Raw genomic sequence first — 14,607 nt, 5'->3', positions numbered from 1 at the left:
TTCATTACTCCCCGTTTAAATAAAACAACATTAAGCGTTCAAGCCATGCATCATCACCTGTATCAACAGCCTTTGATACTTTTACAGCCATACCTTTGGGTTCGTCATAACGATGATAACTTTGATATTCCTGATTTAACCATACCATTCCTATATAAAAAAGAATAGTGAAGCTAACAAAGAGAATCATCACTTTAGCTGTATGTAGAACAAGCGACAATGAAGTTTTCATCACCTTTCCCCTCCCATTCGATCCTTTGTATCAATCTATGCCCAACAGGACAAGTTTTATACATGTTTCGGTAAGGAGAAAGTAAAAACAGCTATAAAAGAGAAAAGTGACGTTATCCTAATTTCCTGAATTCAGCTACATGTCGAATGGACCTTGCTCTGCAGATATTTACCCTTTTAAAAATGCAGAAAACCTTCTCCATTTAATGGAAAAGGTCCGACTTTATTCACCTTTATTCTCGTCTTTCTCATGGCATCGATGACAAATACCATGAAAGGTTAATCTATGATCTTTAATCTTGAAGTTCCAGTCGCGTTCTACAATGGATTCTACGTCTTCAAGTAAGTCTTCTTGAATCTCATCTACCGCTCCACATTCCACACAAACAAGATGATGATGGAAATGGGCAGCCCCTTCTTGTCTTAAATCATAACGGGAAACCCCGTCTCCAAAGTTAATTTTATCTACTATCTTCAATTCAGTCAGCAACTCTAGCGTACGGTATACTGTTGCCAATCCAATTTCCGGCGACTTTTCTTTGACAAGGAGGTAAACGTCTTCTGCGCTTAAATGATCCTCTTCGTGCTCAAGTAAAACGCGGACGGTCGCTTCTCGCTGAGGCGTTAGTTTGTAGCTGGACGAGTGCAACTGCTTTTTTATTCTATCAATTCTATTTTCTATTTCCATACCTATATTCCCTCCCGCGCCGCTATCTTATCCATTATAACAAATGAGGGAAAACTGTCAAAATAGATTTCTTGTTAATGATAAAAAAATTGTTGTGATTAGCAAATTCCCTTCAATGACCCAGGAAACTGACGACATTTTTCATTAAAGAGGGTGATAAGTATGCTTCAAATACAGCGACTGTAATTAAAAATAATCCTGACAAAATTAATGAAAAAATATAGCGTGATATAATTGGCTTCAGCGGCTCTCGAATTTGCTTGAGGAAAATCCGGCTGATCATTTTCATTGATAGCGAGACAGCAAGGACCGTTATTACGATGAAAATCGGTACAATGAATATATTTTGTGGTAGAATTGCGACAAATGATAATAAGAACCCGCTCCACCCCATTTGATTAACTAAAAAGCCGACTGTAAACCCTACAACCATTCCTTTAATAAATAACAATATCAAGATAACCGGCAACCCAATAACCGAAATCCCAAGAATCCAGATGAGGCCTATATATTTTATGTTATGCATAATACTTTGGCTAAACATATCATGCGAAGATGCAAATTCTCCTTTGGTAACTTGTCCAAAAAATTGTGATAAATAATAGAACAAGTCCTCTTTTTGGGTAAAACTCAAACTATTTACGAGTACAGCGCCAAAAATGACACCCATTAAAAAAAGCACAGTGATAAAGACATATAATGAGGAATGTTCGTTAATGTGTTTCATTACGGCATTTTGTACGACAGATTTTTTTTTCATCTTTCATCCTCCCAACTCCGCTTACTAGAATCTATGTTTTCACTCTTTCATTTATGCTAAAGAAAACAAGTATGAATTCCCTAATCAGGAAGAACACCTCAAAGCAATATCATGTTATAATTTTCCATAACCATTACTTGGAGGTGTGATATGAAAGCTATATTAATGGATTTCCCAGAAAAAATTGAAACTCCACGGCTATATCTAAGACCTTGTCAACCTGGAGATGGCAAAGATGTGTATGAAGCCATTGTCCGTTCCCAGAATGAATTAAAACAATGGCTTCCATTTGCCCATCAGGAACCGTCCTTGGAAACCTCAGAACAGAACGTCCTAAAAGCCTTTGCGGACTTTATTTTAAAAGAGGATATTAGACTTCATATTTATAGGAAAGAAAACGACCAATTCATCGGTTCCACTGGTCTGCACCGAATTAACTGGGATATCCCCAAATTTGAGATTGGCTATTGGATTGATACGATGCACAGTAAAAAAGGGTACATAACCGAAGCGATTGAAAAGTTAACCCAATTTGCTTTTCATCATTATGGGGCAAAGCGGGTTGAAATCCGCTGTGACCCTAATAACCTTGCTAGTAAACGAATTCCCGAAAAACTAAAGTATACTCTTGAAGGAACTTTACATAATGACTGTATAAGTGCTGACGGCAAGGAATTGCGAGACACCTATATATATGCAAAAACAACAAACTAAAAAAAGTCCTGACAGTATAAACCTCCTCTGTCAGGACTCTTTTTTGTTCCCTTACATAAACAAATAATTAGCTGTTCTTTTTTACTTTCCCATACTTACCTCCGCCCCCAACTTCAAAAGTAAGCTCCCCTTTTCTGGCAGAATCGATATAGTGGGCCAATTTTTCAGGAACGATTTCTTTGAGTTGTTCAAGGGTTACCTCATGAAGGATATTCATCTCGGTTCCAAATGCCTTTAGCAGTTTTTCCATTGATTTAGGACCAAGTCCCGGGATGAAATCGAGGGGTACTTGATGGATATATGGCGGTCTTTCCCTTCGTTTCTCTCCATTCATTTTAGGAATAGATAGTTCCTCTATTCGAGTCGACACCCCTTTAATGATAGTCTTGTTTCCACATTCAGGACATTGTTCATTATCCCTTAACAATTGATGTAAACATCCTGAACAAACGGTTTGATGATATTTTCCCAATAAGGGATTCAACCCATAATTGGCTGATACCTTTCGTCCTTCTGTATCTTGAAGGGCTTTTGCCAACTCGTTAAAACTTGGTTCTTTAAGTCGAATTTTTTGATATTCACGAGCTATTTTCCCAAGCGAATGTGCGTCAGAATTCGTCACGAAGACAAAGGATTCCAACTCTTTTATATCCTTGACCATATCTGTATCAGAACTTAACCCAAGCTCGATGGCGTCGATTAACTCTGGATCGAATACTTCAGCCAGACTCGACTTTACCCCTTTACCATATAAACTTTTAAAGGGGGTAAAAACATGTGCTGGGATAAACAAGCCGCCAAGTGATTTTACTATTTTTTGCAGTGTTCTTCCGTCACAATAAATTCTTTGAGAGCTTAAGGTGATATTTTTAACATAACCGCTCATCCACACCGAAAAATTCTTCATCGCTTCCAATGTTGGAAAATAGGCAAGAACATGGATTGGGCCATTACAATGCTGATCATAAATTTCAATTTCAGAGCCTGGAATGATTGTTGTGTTCCGGTAAAGAAGACCGCCTTCATCCTTCTCTGTAATTTCCCCGTCCAGAATTCCTGCTTCAATCTCTTCGATAACTTCAGGAGAATGGCAGTCAATTATCCCGATTAAATCGAGACCTTTTCTCTCACTTGCCACTTGTATCACCTTGCTGAAGGTCAACGTTTTAGCACCGGTTATTTTTACGGCCTTTCCACTTCTTGTTCTGCCTATGTGGATATGCAGGTCAGCGTAATACTCTTTCATTTATGAAGTCATCACCTTTTTCAACTGCAGGTACTGAACTGCATATGCCGTTTTGGCATCCTGGATTTTCCCTTCATCTATATAGGTTTGAGCTTCCTCTACCGTCAGCTCAATCACCTCGACAAATTCATCCTCATCCAAGGGGGCCGCATTTTCTTTCTTTTTCAAATTGTGGGCTACATAAATGTGAACCAATTCATCGGCAAAGCCTGGGGACGTATAAAAGGATATGATGTGTTCCATTTTTTCGCATACATACCCTGTCTCTTCCTCAAGTTCCCGTTCTGCCGACAGAATCGGTTGTTCGCCTTTTTCGAGCTTTCCTGCAGGAATTTCAACCAGACTTCTCTCCAGCGCTTTACGGTACTGTTCGACCATGATGATTTTATTGTCTGCTGTAACAGCTATGATTGCAACCGCTCCCGGATGCTTGATGATTTCACGTTTACTTGTTTTTCCATCTGGAAGCTCTACATCATCCACCTGTAGGCTGATTACTTTACCGGTGAATACTTTTTCCGAAGATATCGTTTTTTCTTCAAATTTTTTCATCCTGACCACTCCTCTGTTCTAATTGCAGTATTATTCTTCATACATTTTACCATAATAGAGATGGAGGGCGATTCGATGAAAGTTTATGTATTGGACAAAGGCGTCATTTTATCTGGAAAGAGTTGGGAGATCGTTCAAAAACTAAAACAATTGCAAAATAAATATGTCTATATCAATGATTGGATTGCCGACATACACGATCAACAGGCAACCTCTCCTTTAAAACGAATCAAGTGAATTCTTTGAGCGAAATGGATTTGTCCTTTACAATGTAGGTAAAGGGAGTGGATAAAATTGAAAAATCGTAGACTAGGAAATTCAGAGTTATTCGTATCTGAAATCGGGCTCGGCTGCATGTCATTGGGTACTGTCGAAAGTCAGGCATCTGAGATCATACAGGCTGCTTTGGATGAAGGAATCAATTATTTTGATACTGCTGACTTATATAATTTCGGTGTGAATGAAGAAATCGTCGGAAAAAACTTAAAATCGGTCCGCGACCAAGTATACATAGCTACGAAGGTCGGAAACCGCTGGAATGAAAATAAGGATAGTTGGAGCTGGGATCCATCTGGCACCCATATCAAAACGGCAGTAAAGAACAGCTTAAAACGGCTAGGAACCGATTATATTGATCTTTATCAGCTGCACGGGGGCACGATTTCAGACAATATCGAAGAAACTGTTGAAGCATTTGAGGAGTTGAAAAAGGAAGGCTATATCCGGTACTATGGAATTTCCTCAATTCGCCCCAACGTAATTAAGAAATTTACCGAAAAATCTGATCTTGACTCCGTGATGATGCAATACAGCCTACTCGACCGCCGCCCAGAAGAGTGGATGCCTCTTTTGGAAAACAAACAGATCAGCATCATTGCCCGTGGCCCCCTTGCTAAAGGACTGCTTAGTGAGAAAATGCTTGAAAAGGCAAATGAAGATGATTATCTTGACTATAGTTATCAAGAACTTAAAGATCTGCTTCCACAATTAAAGGACAAGCTTTCCAGCAGAAAGTTGAATGATACGGCCCTGCAATTTGTATTGTCACACCAAAGCGTTGCTGCTGTCGTACCTGGAGCAAGCTCAGTGCAGCAGCTCCGTGAAAACTGCCGTGCCGTTAACAGCTCTTCGCTTACTGAAGCTGAACTTGATGTGTTGAAGCAGTTGACCAAAGCAAACAAATATGAAAGTCATCGGAAATAAAAGGGAGACCTTAAACTAACCTAGTGTTTCCAAGAAAAATAAAAACCAGCAATAGGCTACCTTATCTCCGTAAAACAAGCGGGCTGAGGTAGTCTAATTTCGTTTAAACGCTATATTCATTATCTGATTTATCGCAAGCTTAACCCCATCTAATTGCCTTCTTCCAACATTTTCCCCTCCTGGATATACTCCTTTTGATTGCATTGTATTGACTCTGTTTTTTAGGGTATCACAACAATATGTGTTATCACTTTTTTCTTAATTAAGAATAGTGTTTATTTCCTTTATTAGATTATCTCGGCTAACGTCACTTTTTTTCAGCACACTGTCATTATACTTATTAAACACCCAATTGAAAAAGATTCGATCACTCCCATTAAACAAGATATTTAGTAAACAATGCGACAGAGAACCTGAAGGATTGGTGTTTTTATGGGGAGATGTATTGCCATTTAATGTAACAAGAGTTACTGAACATACTATTAATTAATTGAGAGATTTAACGATACTAATGATTTTCACAAATTCTTTTCTGTTGCTTTTCTTAAATATATGCTATACAATTCAATTGTGCACAATCTAAATAGGAAGCAAAGGAGAAAATGATGACAAAAACATTATTTACTACGTCTGTAACGGTTGATGGGGGCAGAGAAGGAACGGCCATTTCTGCCGATGGAAACTTCACAGTTGATATTGCGATGCCTGGAACGCCGAGGGCTAATAAGATGCCTGAAGCATCTAATCCTGAACAGCTCTTTGCAGCTGGGTATGCTGCTTGTTTTGATAGTGCTTTGCAATCCGTTGGTAAAATTGAACGCATTAAATTTGATTCTAAAGTCACTGCTAGTGTCAGTTTATTGATGGGTGAGATGCATCAGTACAGCTTGGCTGTCACTTTAGCTGTGAAAGGATCTGGGATCGATAAAGAGACATTTGAAACCCTTGTTCATAAAGCGCACCAAATGTGTCCTTATTCAAAAGCAATCAACGGCAATGTGGACGTCACTATTGAAATCGATGTAGATTAATATATCCGACAAAAAAACGCTTGGGCTCCCAAGCGTTTTTTCTTTTCGCTACAATTTCTGTAATGTTGTCAACAGTTGGAGCAGCGAAGCTTTCAAATCCTCAACCACCCTCTTATCCTCACCCGACATAGCTGAAATGCGATCGGGAATGAAACAGGCCTCTTCCTGTAAACCCTTTCCCTTTTCGGTCAGCTGAATCATGACAGACCGTTCATCTTGAGTGGAACGTTCACGGACAATTAAGCCATTCTGTTCCATTCGTTTTAACATGGGGGTAAGCGTTCCTGAGTCGAGGGCAAGTAAATCCCCTAATTTTTTAACTGTAAGTGTATCCTGCTCCCATAGTAGAAGGAGAACGAGGTACTGTGGATATGTCACTTCGAGTTTATCAAGCAGCGGTTTATATTTTTTCGTCATTTCCCTTGAACTTGCATAAAGCAGGAAACATAATTGGTTTTCCAGTACATTTTCTAATCTTTTTTCCATCATATCACCAGCTAGTAGTAGTCCGTTTGATATTGTGAATACATATCAAACTTATCTTTAATATAATCGTTATACTTTATAAAATAAAGCAATATTCGTTATTGAACAAATGTCGGCGTACTCTTTCAGAAAGAGTGGTTTATCAAAAAGGGAGACAGTACCAAGTCTGCTCCCTTTTTACATTATTTATAGTTCTTCCAGTTAAGATTGCTTTCTCCCAGCAGCTCTTCGAATGATTTATTTTTCTCACGCCGTTTTCTTTCTTCGCGTTTTTTTTCTTCTTCCGCTGCTTTTTTCTCTTGTTCAGCATCATTCAGTTCTTTTTGCTTTTGACGAAGCTGGGACATGATATCTTGATTAAGCATATCACCAAGTTTCAATGATGATGACTCTTTATCTTGTATTTTGCTTTGATTTTGATTCCGCGACTGTTTCTTTTTCATCCCTAAAACCTCCTAGCCATTATGAAATTATTATATCACGACTGCGGTTTCTCTCGTTATGATTTTCAAACAGTGTTTTCTCCATTTCCCTCATGGTAAAATAAAGAAAATAACTGAGGAGGATTTTCATGAAAAAATGGTGGCTTGCATTGGCTGGAATTCTGACCTATATCATCGGCGTCGGCATTTATTTTTCTAATCGGATCATGTACATGAAAAAGAAGGAAGATGATTTTATCCAGAATCGTGAAATTATGGCTAAACGTCTAATTAAAGAGGATTTTGATATCCTACCTAAAACTGAAATCTGGGTACCTTCACCATCCGGATATTCCTTGAAATGTTTGTTTATCGAACCGTTTGAGACGAATAAGTGGATTATTATTTCACATGGTGTGACGGAGAACAAAATTAATTCGATTAAGTACATGAACATTTTTCTTAAGCGCGGCTTCAATGCTATCATTTATGATCATCGCCGTCATGGAGATTCTGGTGGTAAGACTAGCAGTTATGGCCATTATGAAAAATTCGATTTGAAGGCCGTGATCGACGAATTGAAAAGACGTAAAGGCTCCGACGACCTTCACATTGGCATTCATGGGGAATCCATGGGAGCCGCAACTCTGCTTCTGTATGCCGGGATGCTTGAAGATGGCGCTGATTTTTACATTGCCGATTGCCCATTTTCAAACTTTGAGGAGCAGATCAAACACCAAATCAGCGCGGAAATCCCTTTACCATCTTGGACCGTGTTTCCGCTTGGTCGTACGTTCATCAAACTTCGTGACGGATATTGGACTAAAGAAGTGTCACCGATTAATTATATAAAAAATATTAAAAAACCAGTACTGTTCATTCATAGTGAACATGATACCTTTATCCCCGTTTCCATGACAACGGAATTATATGCAGCAAAAGACGGGCCAAAGCAGCTGTACATTGCTAAAAAGGGCGCCCACGCTCAATCTTATAATGAAAATCCAAAAGAATATGAAGAACAAATTGATCAGTTTCTTAAACAGCTTGTATTGAGATAGAAAAAGAGAGGATACCTATCATGAAAGCTTGATATCCTCTCTTTTCTTCTTTTAGATTTTATTAAAGTAGCTCATTCTCGGATTTAAGATTTGATTCGGACTTTTTAACTGAAAGCTGTTCGCTTCCGGTACAAAGTCTATTTTCATAACTTCATCGAGAAAAATCATTTTTGACTTTTCTACGTATAGAGAGATTCCGTTTGTTTCCACTCTCTCGTTACCTTCATCAAGTTCGTTGACTAACCATAGGGCTGTCACACCACTCACAACGCAGCCACAGCCATCTGTGTCATATTTTAACTGTAAAAATCCTTCTTGCCCCTGTATCTTATCGGCTATTTTATCTGCCGCTCTTTCCGTCCATTCAATATACATGATTTTACATACCTCCTCATGTGTTTTCGTTCCCTCATTATAAACGATAAAAACGTTTCTGTTAATGAAACTGCTTTATGCCATTTTCAAGGATACTCAAATGAAGGTCCTTTCCACCAATGTTGCTTCCATTAAGAAAATCACAGCCCAATGTTCCTCGTATTTCCTCTTATTTTCGATAAAAAAAAAGGCCTATCTCTAGGAAACAGCCCTTCCACTATTATTCTATTAACCTTACGCCCGCTATATCGGCGAGACGGATATAGTGAACCTGTTAAAAACAAGCGACGATATGGATCTTTGGATAAGCTCATTATCATTATGAATCCCGCCAAACGGGTTCCTTCAAATTCCTGATTCTACTCCATAAAGAAATAGTAGCATACAACTCCTCTCATTTATAAGGCACGATATTTTTTCAAACTCAAAATATTGAAAGTGATAAAAACAACAGCAAATGCAAGGAGAATGAGTAAATCCATCACTACCTCAGCGAAGGTTAAGCCTTTGTACATAATACCGTTCAATGCATCCGACGCGTAGTAAAGCGGCATGATTTTGCCAATTTGCTGCAGCCAGTCTGCCATACCATCTAATGGAAAAATACCCGTAAAGAAGATTTGTGGCACGATGACGAGTGGAATAAATTGTACCATTTGAAATTCAGATGTTGCGAAACTTGATAATAATGTACCGAGGGATAATGCCACAAGCGCGACGAGAATATTCGTCAATAAAACGAGCCAAATGGAGCCGACGAGCACAATATCCAGTACATTTACCGCGTATAGTACAACAATTATAGTTTGAATGAGTGCAAACAAACCATATCCAATTACATAGCCTGCAACAATTTCATATCGTTTAATCGGTGTCACAAGTAACCGTTCTAATGTACCACTTGTACGTTCCTTTAGCAGCGCAATCCCCGCTATTAAAAAAACAAAGAAGAAAACGAAAAAGCCCACGAGCATAGGACTAAAAATATCAAAAATCTTCGAATCGGCATCACCATACACATAATGCGAATCAATCGAAGGATTGTTTGCATCTCCTTGCAAGCCTTGCGCTAATTGCATTTGAACGGCCTTTGCACGAGACGGTTCATCGTTTAAAAGGGTCAGCTTCATGTTGCCATTTTCAAATTGCAGCCAGCCGTCGATGTTATTTTTGGCCATGCTCTCTTTTGAAAAATGCTTGGCAACCGTTACTTGAAAATCTGCTTGTTTCAATGCTTCAGCGATGTTTTCATTACTACCTGTAACAACGATTTTTAAATCACTCGCTTCTGAATGAAAAATAAAATACATGAGCGTTAAGATGAGCAATGGTGCAAAGAAGAGCAATGCGAGTGTTCTTCGATCTCGGAGCATTTGTCGTGTAATTCGTGTAACAAGAGCTGTAATTCGCATTACAGCTCACCTACTATCTTTAAAAACACTTCATCAAACGTTTGTACCCCGTATTGTGTCTTTAATGCGGCAGGTGTGCCGGATGCGATGATTTTCCCTTCACGCAGCATCGCTAGATTATCGCAACGTTCTGCTTCATCCATTACATGCGTTGTAATGAGGATTGTTTTATGCTCATCATTTTTTAAACGTTCTAATTCCTTCCAGATGGATTGTTTCAACACAGGGTCCATACCGACAGTTGGTTCATCCAAAATTAGAATTTTCGGATTTTGGATAAGGGCAATAGCAAGTGACAGGCGACGCTTCATGCCCCCAGAATAATATGCAACCCGAATAGACAAATCATTCGTTAACTGTACAATTTCGGCTGCATACTGAATGCGTTCTCTTTGTTCCTTTTTCGATAAACGGTAAAGCTTTGCAAAAAATTCAAGATTTTCAGCACCCGTCAGCTCTGTATATAAGGCATCGGACTGCGCCATATAGCCGATTTCTGATAGCAATGCTTCATTTGGCACTTCACAATCAAGCACTGTGATTTTTCCAGTGTCCGGCTTCATCATACCGACAATCATTTTAATTAAGGTCGTTTTCCCGCAACCAGATGGTCCTAATAAGCCGAAAATTTTTCTTTCTGCAATATTTAGGTTTAATGGCTGAATGACTTTTTTGTGTTTAAAGCCTTTAGCAATTTCCTCAATGGTAATCGCATTCACTGCACGCACACCCTTCCTCTTTTATAATTAACACGGTGTTGAATGTATCAACATTCTAAGGTAGTATTTGGTCAAATACAATCAACACATTTTTGAAGACTGTTTAGTGAAGGAGAAATTCGATGGCGACGATTCATGAGCAAAAGGCTCAAAAAACGAAACTGCAGATTCAACAGCATTTTATTGCACTTGTTGAAAAAGAAGGATTTCAGCATGTATCGGTGAAAAAAATTGCAGATCGCGCGAGCATTAATCGAGGTACATTCTATTTGCATTATGCAGATAAATATGAGTTGATGGATCACTTACAACAGGAATTATTAGCAGAACTTCAATTACGCATTACTTCTATTCTACCAAAAGAGGCTTTTTTAGCCCTTCATCAGCAACAACTATATCCACCCTTTATAGCGATTTTTCAATTCATTAGTGAGCATGCCAGTGCATTGCGTGCCATTCTTGGCGATCACGGAGACCCCTCTTTTGCCAAAAAATTGAAGCATGTATTTGGTGAAATACTATTAGAACGTTTAATTCGTCAACATCCAGCAGCACAAAATGATGCTTTTCGTAATTATATGCACGCCTTTATGACATCAGCCATTTTAGGTGTAATCCAGGAGTGGCTGGATAATTGCGAAGAGCAAACGGTAGAAGAAATGGCGAAAATCCATTTTCAAATTTTAAACTTTATCAGTCATTTGCGTGCATTCATTGAGAAATAACCTGAATGCTATTCGAATTTTCGTTCGGGGAGCTATGAAATTTTGACTTGCCTTACTATCTAGTTGGTTAAATCGTAGAAATAGCCTGTTTTAATCAATCCTTTTGTTTTAAAAAACAGGCTATCCCTATTTTTCAATGGCAATTAAACCAAAAATCATACTTAATATTCAATTTCAATAATGTTTACTAACTTTAAGATACACTTCTCGGATGCATGACTAATAATTCGTAAATCTCCTTTTAGTCCATCAATATAATGAATATTACCAAGAAATTTTTTAATTTCACCATTTTGATAATAAGTAAATTGTAGGGTAATGTTCTCTTCCATGGCCCTACAGATAATTTCATTGAATTCTTCATATTTTTGTTCATCTAAAACCGGCTTTTCGACTTTATCCAGACCTTCATTATATTCTCTTAGTAATTTTACATGTTCTGGTAACATCATTGAAACCCATTTGATACGGCCCCTGTCGCGAATCACCTCGAAACACCCACTTTTCCATTGCATTTTGTGTGACATTATTATATAAAATCATTTGTCACTACTGAGCTTTCTATCACGCCTTATGCCCACCAAGCAGCCTACTTCGGTAAACAGCTGTACCTGCTTCTGTATACGAAACCGCACGCAACAGTGATTTTGATCCATATTTATGGCGAATCCGGTCAACCGTATAACCCAACTCCCGTTTTTTCCAGCGCGAAGCGTCAAATAAAGTCAGCTGCATCTCGTTATCATCCACAATATTTGAGAGCGTGACTGCTATGCTTCGAACTGTTTTTTGCTTATTATAGTTCTCATGAAAAAGCTCCAGACAGACTTTATATAACTCCATCGTAATGTTGGTCGGTTCGTTAATCGAACGAGAACGGTGAAAACCTCCGCCAAACTCATTCTTGCTGTAGCCAATGCTTAGACTGACCGTCCTTCCTGCCTTTCGATGGGTACGTGCTCTTCTTCCAACTTCTTCGCAAATTTCCACTATGACCTGCTTGACCTCATGCTCCTCCTTATAATCTCGCAGTAGAATTTGACTTTTGCCAAAGCTGACCTGTCCTTCAATAATCGCTGCTCCCATATCCGATAAATCTATTCCCCAAGCGTGGTGGTAGAGCTGATTGCCCATAATTCCAAACTTCGCTTCAAGTAATTCAAGATCATAATTGGCAAGCTGGCCAACCGAAAATATCCCCATTCCATGAAGAGTTTTTTCTACGCGTCTTCCGATCCCCCACATTTCACGAAGCGGAGAAATCGGCCAAAGTTTGTTTGGAACATCTTCATACTTCCATTCGACAATCCCTTTATGTTTGGCCTCCAAATCAAGGCAAAGCTTCGCCATCAGCATGTTTGGCCCAATTCCAATGGCACATGGGAGTTGCAATTCCCGTTCGATTTCATCTTTTATTTTTTCAGCTATCACCCGGGTATCTCCCCATAAAGAAGCGGCTCCATCGACTTTCACAAAACTTTCGTCCACACTATATACATGAATCGCTTCTTTCGGGACATAGCGGTTGAACAAGCGGGTAATTTCCGTCGAAATCCTTAAATAGGTTGCCATTTTAGGTTCAACGAGGACAATTCTTGGATCATTCGGGATCTCAAACATCCGCGAACCTGTCTTAATACCAAATTCCCTCTTCATTTTTGGAGAAGCCGCAAGCACAATGCTACCCGTCCTATTCAAATCACCAACCACCGCTAGATAACATTCGAGTGGATTCAAACCAAGCATGACCGCTGAACAGCTTGCATAAAAACTTTTCATATCGATACACATAATTGATTGTTTCGGCATCGTCCTATAATCCATCATTTCTTCACCCTAATAAGAATATACGTTCGCTTTTTATTATATTCATAACTTTAACCGAATATACGTTCTCTTTCAATGGAAGTTTTATTACAAATTTCTACTTTTTAAGGTAATCGCCTTCAAAAAACAAAATAACCCTAATAAATACTCAATTACCATAAAAATACATTATAACCAAATAGTTTTTTTAAAATAGATTAATTAGTATCTTGAATAATTCAAAATACAACTAAATTCCCATTATTCATTTAAAACAACATCCCTTTTCAATAGCCTTTAGTCTAATCTTATTTTAGTCTTACTGCCCATCTTTTGTAATGAAACTGTAATCAAAAATATGTCATATTGTCACAATGGTATTGTAGGATAATATTGTTAAGAACAATAGAAAGATAGAGAGAGAGAGGAAATGAGAATTATGAAGAAATGGATTGCTTCAGCTGCCGTTGCTTCTGCAATGATGCTAACCCCACTACAAGCCTTTGCAAATATTGGAGATCAAACCCTCAGACCCGGAATGACTCATAGCGATGTCAAACAACTACAACAACTTTTAAAAACTAAAGGTTATTTCACATATTCAGGTTCACTGACTACATATTACGGCACCTATTCTACATCTTCAGTAAAAAAATTCCAAAAATCTAAAGGGTTAACTGCCGACGGAATTGCCGGCCGAGGCACATTTAATGCGCTTGGTGTTTATAAGGTCAATAATACAAGCATGATAAACTATGCGAAAACCTTGATAGGCAAACCCTACAAATGGGGCGGGACAACACCAGCTGGATTCGACTGTTCAGGATTCATCTATTATGTATTTCAGAAATCACAAGGAATTACCTTACCGCGTACAACATCATTGCTCTATTCCAATACTGGTTTAAAAGTATCTTCACCATCTAAAGGTGATCTTGTATTCTTTGATACTTCTTCTGGAAGAACAGGAGTATCACATGTTGGGATCTATATCGGAAATGGTCAATTCATTAGTGCTACGTCTTCAAAAGGAATAACCATCACTGATATGGATAATTCTTATTGGAAACCAAAATACCTAGGTGCGAAAACTTTATAAAATCCGATAATAAGAACATAGGCTAAGTTCTAATCAGCCGATTCATAGAGAAATTCCTAAAAATAAACCGGACAGAA

The 14,607-nt window shown here is 38.5% G+C and carries 19 protein-coding genes; 7 read left to right on the top strand and 12 right to left on the bottom strand.

All coding sequences use genetic code 11. The annotated features are described in order from the left end of the window. Positions 1-4: 4 nt before the first annotated feature. The 3 genes from JFU50_RS19570 to spoIIM all read right to left on the bottom strand — a co-directional run bounded on the left by JFU50_RS19570 (position 5) and on the right by spoIIM (position 1,679). Entirely contained in the window at positions 5-232 is a 228-nt protein-coding gene (locus JFU50_RS19570; protein WP_053346851.1) for a YqzK family protein, read from the bottom strand. Positions 233-454: 222 nt separating this feature from the next. After that, positions 455-913 (bottom strand): ferric iron uptake transcriptional regulator, encoded by a 459-nt coding sequence (fur, locus tag JFU50_RS19565; RefSeq protein ID WP_053348129.1) that lies wholly within the window; start codon positions 911-913, stop codon positions 455-457. Between the two features lie 118 nt (positions 914-1,031). Beyond that, positions 1,032-1,679 (bottom strand): stage II sporulation protein M, encoded by a 648-nt coding sequence (gene spoIIM, locus JFU50_RS19560; protein ID WP_201223738.1) that lies wholly within the window; start codon positions 1,677-1,679, stop codon positions 1,032-1,034. 150 nt (positions 1,680-1,829) lie between these two features. Here spoIIM and JFU50_RS19555 point away from each other — a divergent pair, with 150 nt between their 5' ends. After that, on the top strand, positions 1,830-2,393 hold the full coding sequence (locus JFU50_RS19555; RefSeq protein WP_201223737.1) for a GNAT family N-acetyltransferase: 564 nt from the start codon (positions 1,830-1,832) through the stop codon (positions 2,391-2,393). A 67-nt stretch (positions 2,394-2,460) separates the two neighbouring features. Here the strand turns inward: JFU50_RS19555 and JFU50_RS19550 are convergent, their stop codons facing one another. Continuing rightward, on the bottom strand, positions 2,461-3,639 hold the full coding sequence (locus tag JFU50_RS19550) for an endonuclease Q family protein (protein WP_201223736.1): 1,179 nt from the start codon (positions 3,637-3,639) through the stop codon (positions 2,461-2,463). Beyond that, complete coding sequence (locus JFU50_RS19545; RefSeq protein ID WP_053346855.1) at positions 3,640-4,191, bottom strand: NUDIX hydrolase; 552 nt, start codon at positions 4,189-4,191, stop codon at positions 3,640-3,642. It lies immediately after the preceding gene. A 75-nt stretch (positions 4,192-4,266) separates the two neighbouring features. Here JFU50_RS19545 and mciZ point away from each other — a divergent pair, with 75 nt between their 5' ends. The 3 genes from mciZ to JFU50_RS19530 all read left to right on the top strand — a co-directional run bounded on the left by mciZ (position 4,267) and on the right by JFU50_RS19530 (position 6,425). Continuing rightward, positions 4,267-4,428, top strand: a complete 162-nt coding sequence (gene mciZ, locus JFU50_RS19540) for a Z-ring formation inhibitor MciZ (RefSeq protein ID WP_082527557.1) — start codon at positions 4,267-4,269, stop codon at positions 4,426-4,428. A 57-nt stretch (positions 4,429-4,485) separates the two neighbouring features. Continuing rightward, entirely contained in the window at positions 4,486-5,394 is a 909-nt protein-coding gene (locus JFU50_RS19535; RefSeq protein ID WP_201223735.1) for an aldo/keto reductase, read from the top strand. A gap of 605 nt (positions 5,395-5,999) precedes the next feature. Continuing rightward, positions 6,000-6,425 carry an organic hydroperoxide resistance protein gene (locus JFU50_RS19530; RefSeq protein ID WP_056525211.1) on the top strand — a complete coding sequence of 142 codons (426 nt, stop codon included), beginning with the start codon at positions 6,000-6,002 and terminating at the stop codon, positions 6,423-6,425. A 48-nt stretch (positions 6,426-6,473) separates the two neighbouring features. Here the strand turns inward: JFU50_RS19530 and JFU50_RS19525 are convergent, their stop codons facing one another. Both JFU50_RS19525 and JFU50_RS19520 read right to left on the bottom strand, forming a co-directional pair. Beyond that, complete coding sequence (locus JFU50_RS19525) at positions 6,474-6,911, bottom strand: MarR family winged helix-turn-helix transcriptional regulator (protein WP_201223734.1); 438 nt, start codon at positions 6,909-6,911, stop codon at positions 6,474-6,476. Between the two features lie 182 nt (positions 6,912-7,093). Next, positions 7,094-7,354, bottom strand: a complete 261-nt coding sequence (locus JFU50_RS19520) for a YqkE family protein (RefSeq protein ID WP_201185705.1) — start codon at positions 7,352-7,354, stop codon at positions 7,094-7,096. A 128-nt stretch (positions 7,355-7,482) separates the two neighbouring features. On the opposite strand from JFU50_RS19520, the gene JFU50_RS19515 reads away from it, so the two are divergent. Continuing rightward, entirely contained in the window at positions 7,483-8,394 is a 912-nt protein-coding gene (locus JFU50_RS19515; RefSeq protein ID WP_201223732.1) for an alpha/beta hydrolase, read from the top strand. A gap of 51 nt (positions 8,395-8,445) precedes the next feature. Here JFU50_RS19515 and JFU50_RS19510 read toward each other — a convergent pair whose 3' ends face one another. The 3 genes from JFU50_RS19510 to JFU50_RS19500 all read right to left on the bottom strand — a co-directional run bounded on the left by JFU50_RS19510 (position 8,446) and on the right by JFU50_RS19500 (position 10,909). Further along, entirely contained in the window at positions 8,446-8,769 is a 324-nt protein-coding gene (locus JFU50_RS19510; protein WP_053346861.1) for an iron-sulfur cluster biosynthesis family protein, read from the bottom strand. Positions 8,770-9,167: 398 nt separating this feature from the next. After that, a complete protein-coding gene (locus JFU50_RS19505; RefSeq protein WP_201185709.1) occupies positions 9,168-10,181 on the bottom strand; it encodes an ABC transporter permease in 1,014 nt (337 codons plus the stop codon). Next, complete coding sequence (locus JFU50_RS19500; RefSeq protein WP_376182662.1) at positions 10,181-10,909, bottom strand: ABC transporter ATP-binding protein; 729 nt, start codon at positions 10,907-10,909, stop codon at positions 10,181-10,183. The genes JFU50_RS19505 and JFU50_RS19500 overlap by 1 nt, the downstream gene beginning before the upstream one ends. Positions 10,910-11,022: 113 nt before the next feature. Here JFU50_RS19500 and JFU50_RS19495 point away from each other — a divergent pair, with 113 nt between their 5' ends. Next, positions 11,023-11,625, top strand: a complete 603-nt coding sequence (locus tag JFU50_RS19495) for a TetR/AcrR family transcriptional regulator (RefSeq protein ID WP_098176785.1) — start codon at positions 11,023-11,025, stop codon at positions 11,623-11,625. 161 nt (positions 11,626-11,786) lie between these two features. Here JFU50_RS19495 and JFU50_RS19490 read toward each other — a convergent pair whose 3' ends face one another. After that, positions 11,787-12,074, bottom strand: a complete 288-nt coding sequence (locus JFU50_RS19490; RefSeq protein ID WP_242485395.1) for a YolD-like family protein — start codon at positions 12,072-12,074, stop codon at positions 11,787-11,789. A 115-nt stretch (positions 12,075-12,189) separates the two neighbouring features. Continuing rightward, positions 12,190-13,452 carry a Y-family DNA polymerase gene (locus JFU50_RS19485; protein WP_201223730.1) on the bottom strand — a complete coding sequence of 421 codons (1,263 nt, stop codon included), beginning with the start codon at positions 13,450-13,452 and terminating at the stop codon, positions 12,190-12,192. Between the two features lie 409 nt (positions 13,453-13,861). Here JFU50_RS19485 and JFU50_RS19480 point away from each other — a divergent pair, with 409 nt between their 5' ends. Beyond that, positions 13,862-14,530 (top strand): C40 family peptidase, encoded by a 669-nt coding sequence (locus JFU50_RS19480; RefSeq protein ID WP_309557878.1) that lies wholly within the window; start codon positions 13,862-13,864, stop codon positions 14,528-14,530. Positions 14,531-14,607 lie beyond the last annotated feature (77 nt).

It is taken from the genome of Peribacillus sp. TH14 (assembly GCF_016651145.1).
Classification (GTDB): Bacteria; Bacillota; Bacilli; order Bacillales; family DSM-1321; genus Peribacillus; species Peribacillus butanolivorans.
This window is presented reverse-complemented; position numbering and strand designations above follow the sequence as displayed.

Bases quoted from the DNA above. Each gene is read 5' to 3' on its own strand.
- JFU50_RS19570 (WP_053346851.1), bottom strand. From the start codon at position 232: ATGAAAACTTCATTGTCGCTTGTTCTACATACAGCTAAAGTGATGATT.
- spoIIM (WP_201223738.1), bottom strand. From the start codon at position 1,679: ATGAAAAAAAAATCTGTCGTACAAAATGCCGTAATGAAACACATTAAC.
- JFU50_RS19555 (WP_201223737.1), top strand. From the start codon at position 1,830: ATGAAAGCTATATTAATGGATTTCCCAGAAAAAATTGAAACTCCACGG.
- JFU50_RS19550 (WP_201223736.1), bottom strand. From the start codon at position 3,639: ATGAAAGAGTATTACGCTGACCTGCATATCCACATAGGCAGAACAAGA.
- JFU50_RS19545 (WP_053346855.1), bottom strand. From the start codon at position 4,191: ATGAAAAAATTTGAAGAAAAAACGATATCTTCGGAAAAAGTATTCACC.
- mciZ (WP_082527557.1), top strand. From the start codon at position 4,267: ATGAAAGTTTATGTATTGGACAAAGGCGTCATTTTATCTGGAAAGAGT.
- JFU50_RS19530 (WP_056525211.1), top strand. From the start codon at position 6,000: ATGACAAAAACATTATTTACTACGTCTGTAACGGTTGATGGGGGCAGA.
- JFU50_RS19525 (WP_201223734.1), bottom strand. From the start codon at position 6,911: ATGGAAAAAAGATTAGAAAATGTACTGGAAAACCAATTATGTTTCCTG.
- JFU50_RS19520 (WP_201185705.1), bottom strand. From the start codon at position 7,354: ATGAAAAAGAAACAGTCGCGGAATCAAAATCAAAGCAAAATACAAGAT.
- JFU50_RS19515 (WP_201223732.1), top strand. From the start codon at position 7,483: ATGAAAAAATGGTGGCTTGCATTGGCTGGAATTCTGACCTATATCATC.
- JFU50_RS19510 (WP_053346861.1), bottom strand. From the start codon at position 8,769: ATGTATATTGAATGGACGGAAAGAGCGGCAGATAAAATAGCCGATAAG.
- JFU50_RS19505 (WP_201185709.1), bottom strand. From the start codon at position 10,181: ATGCGAATTACAGCTCTTGTTACACGAATTACACGACAAATGCTCCGA.
- JFU50_RS19495 (WP_098176785.1), top strand. From the start codon at position 11,023: ATGGCGACGATTCATGAGCAAAAGGCTCAAAAAACGAAACTGCAGATT.
- JFU50_RS19490 (WP_242485395.1), bottom strand. From the start codon at position 12,074: ATGTTACCAGAACATGTAAAATTACTAAGAGAATATAATGAAGGTCTG.
- JFU50_RS19485 (WP_201223730.1), bottom strand. From the start codon at position 13,452: ATGATGGATTATAGGACGATGCCGAAACAATCAATTATGTGTATCGAT.
- JFU50_RS19480 (WP_309557878.1), top strand. From the start codon at position 13,862: ATGAGAATTATGAAGAAATGGATTGCTTCAGCTGCCGTTGCTTCTGCA.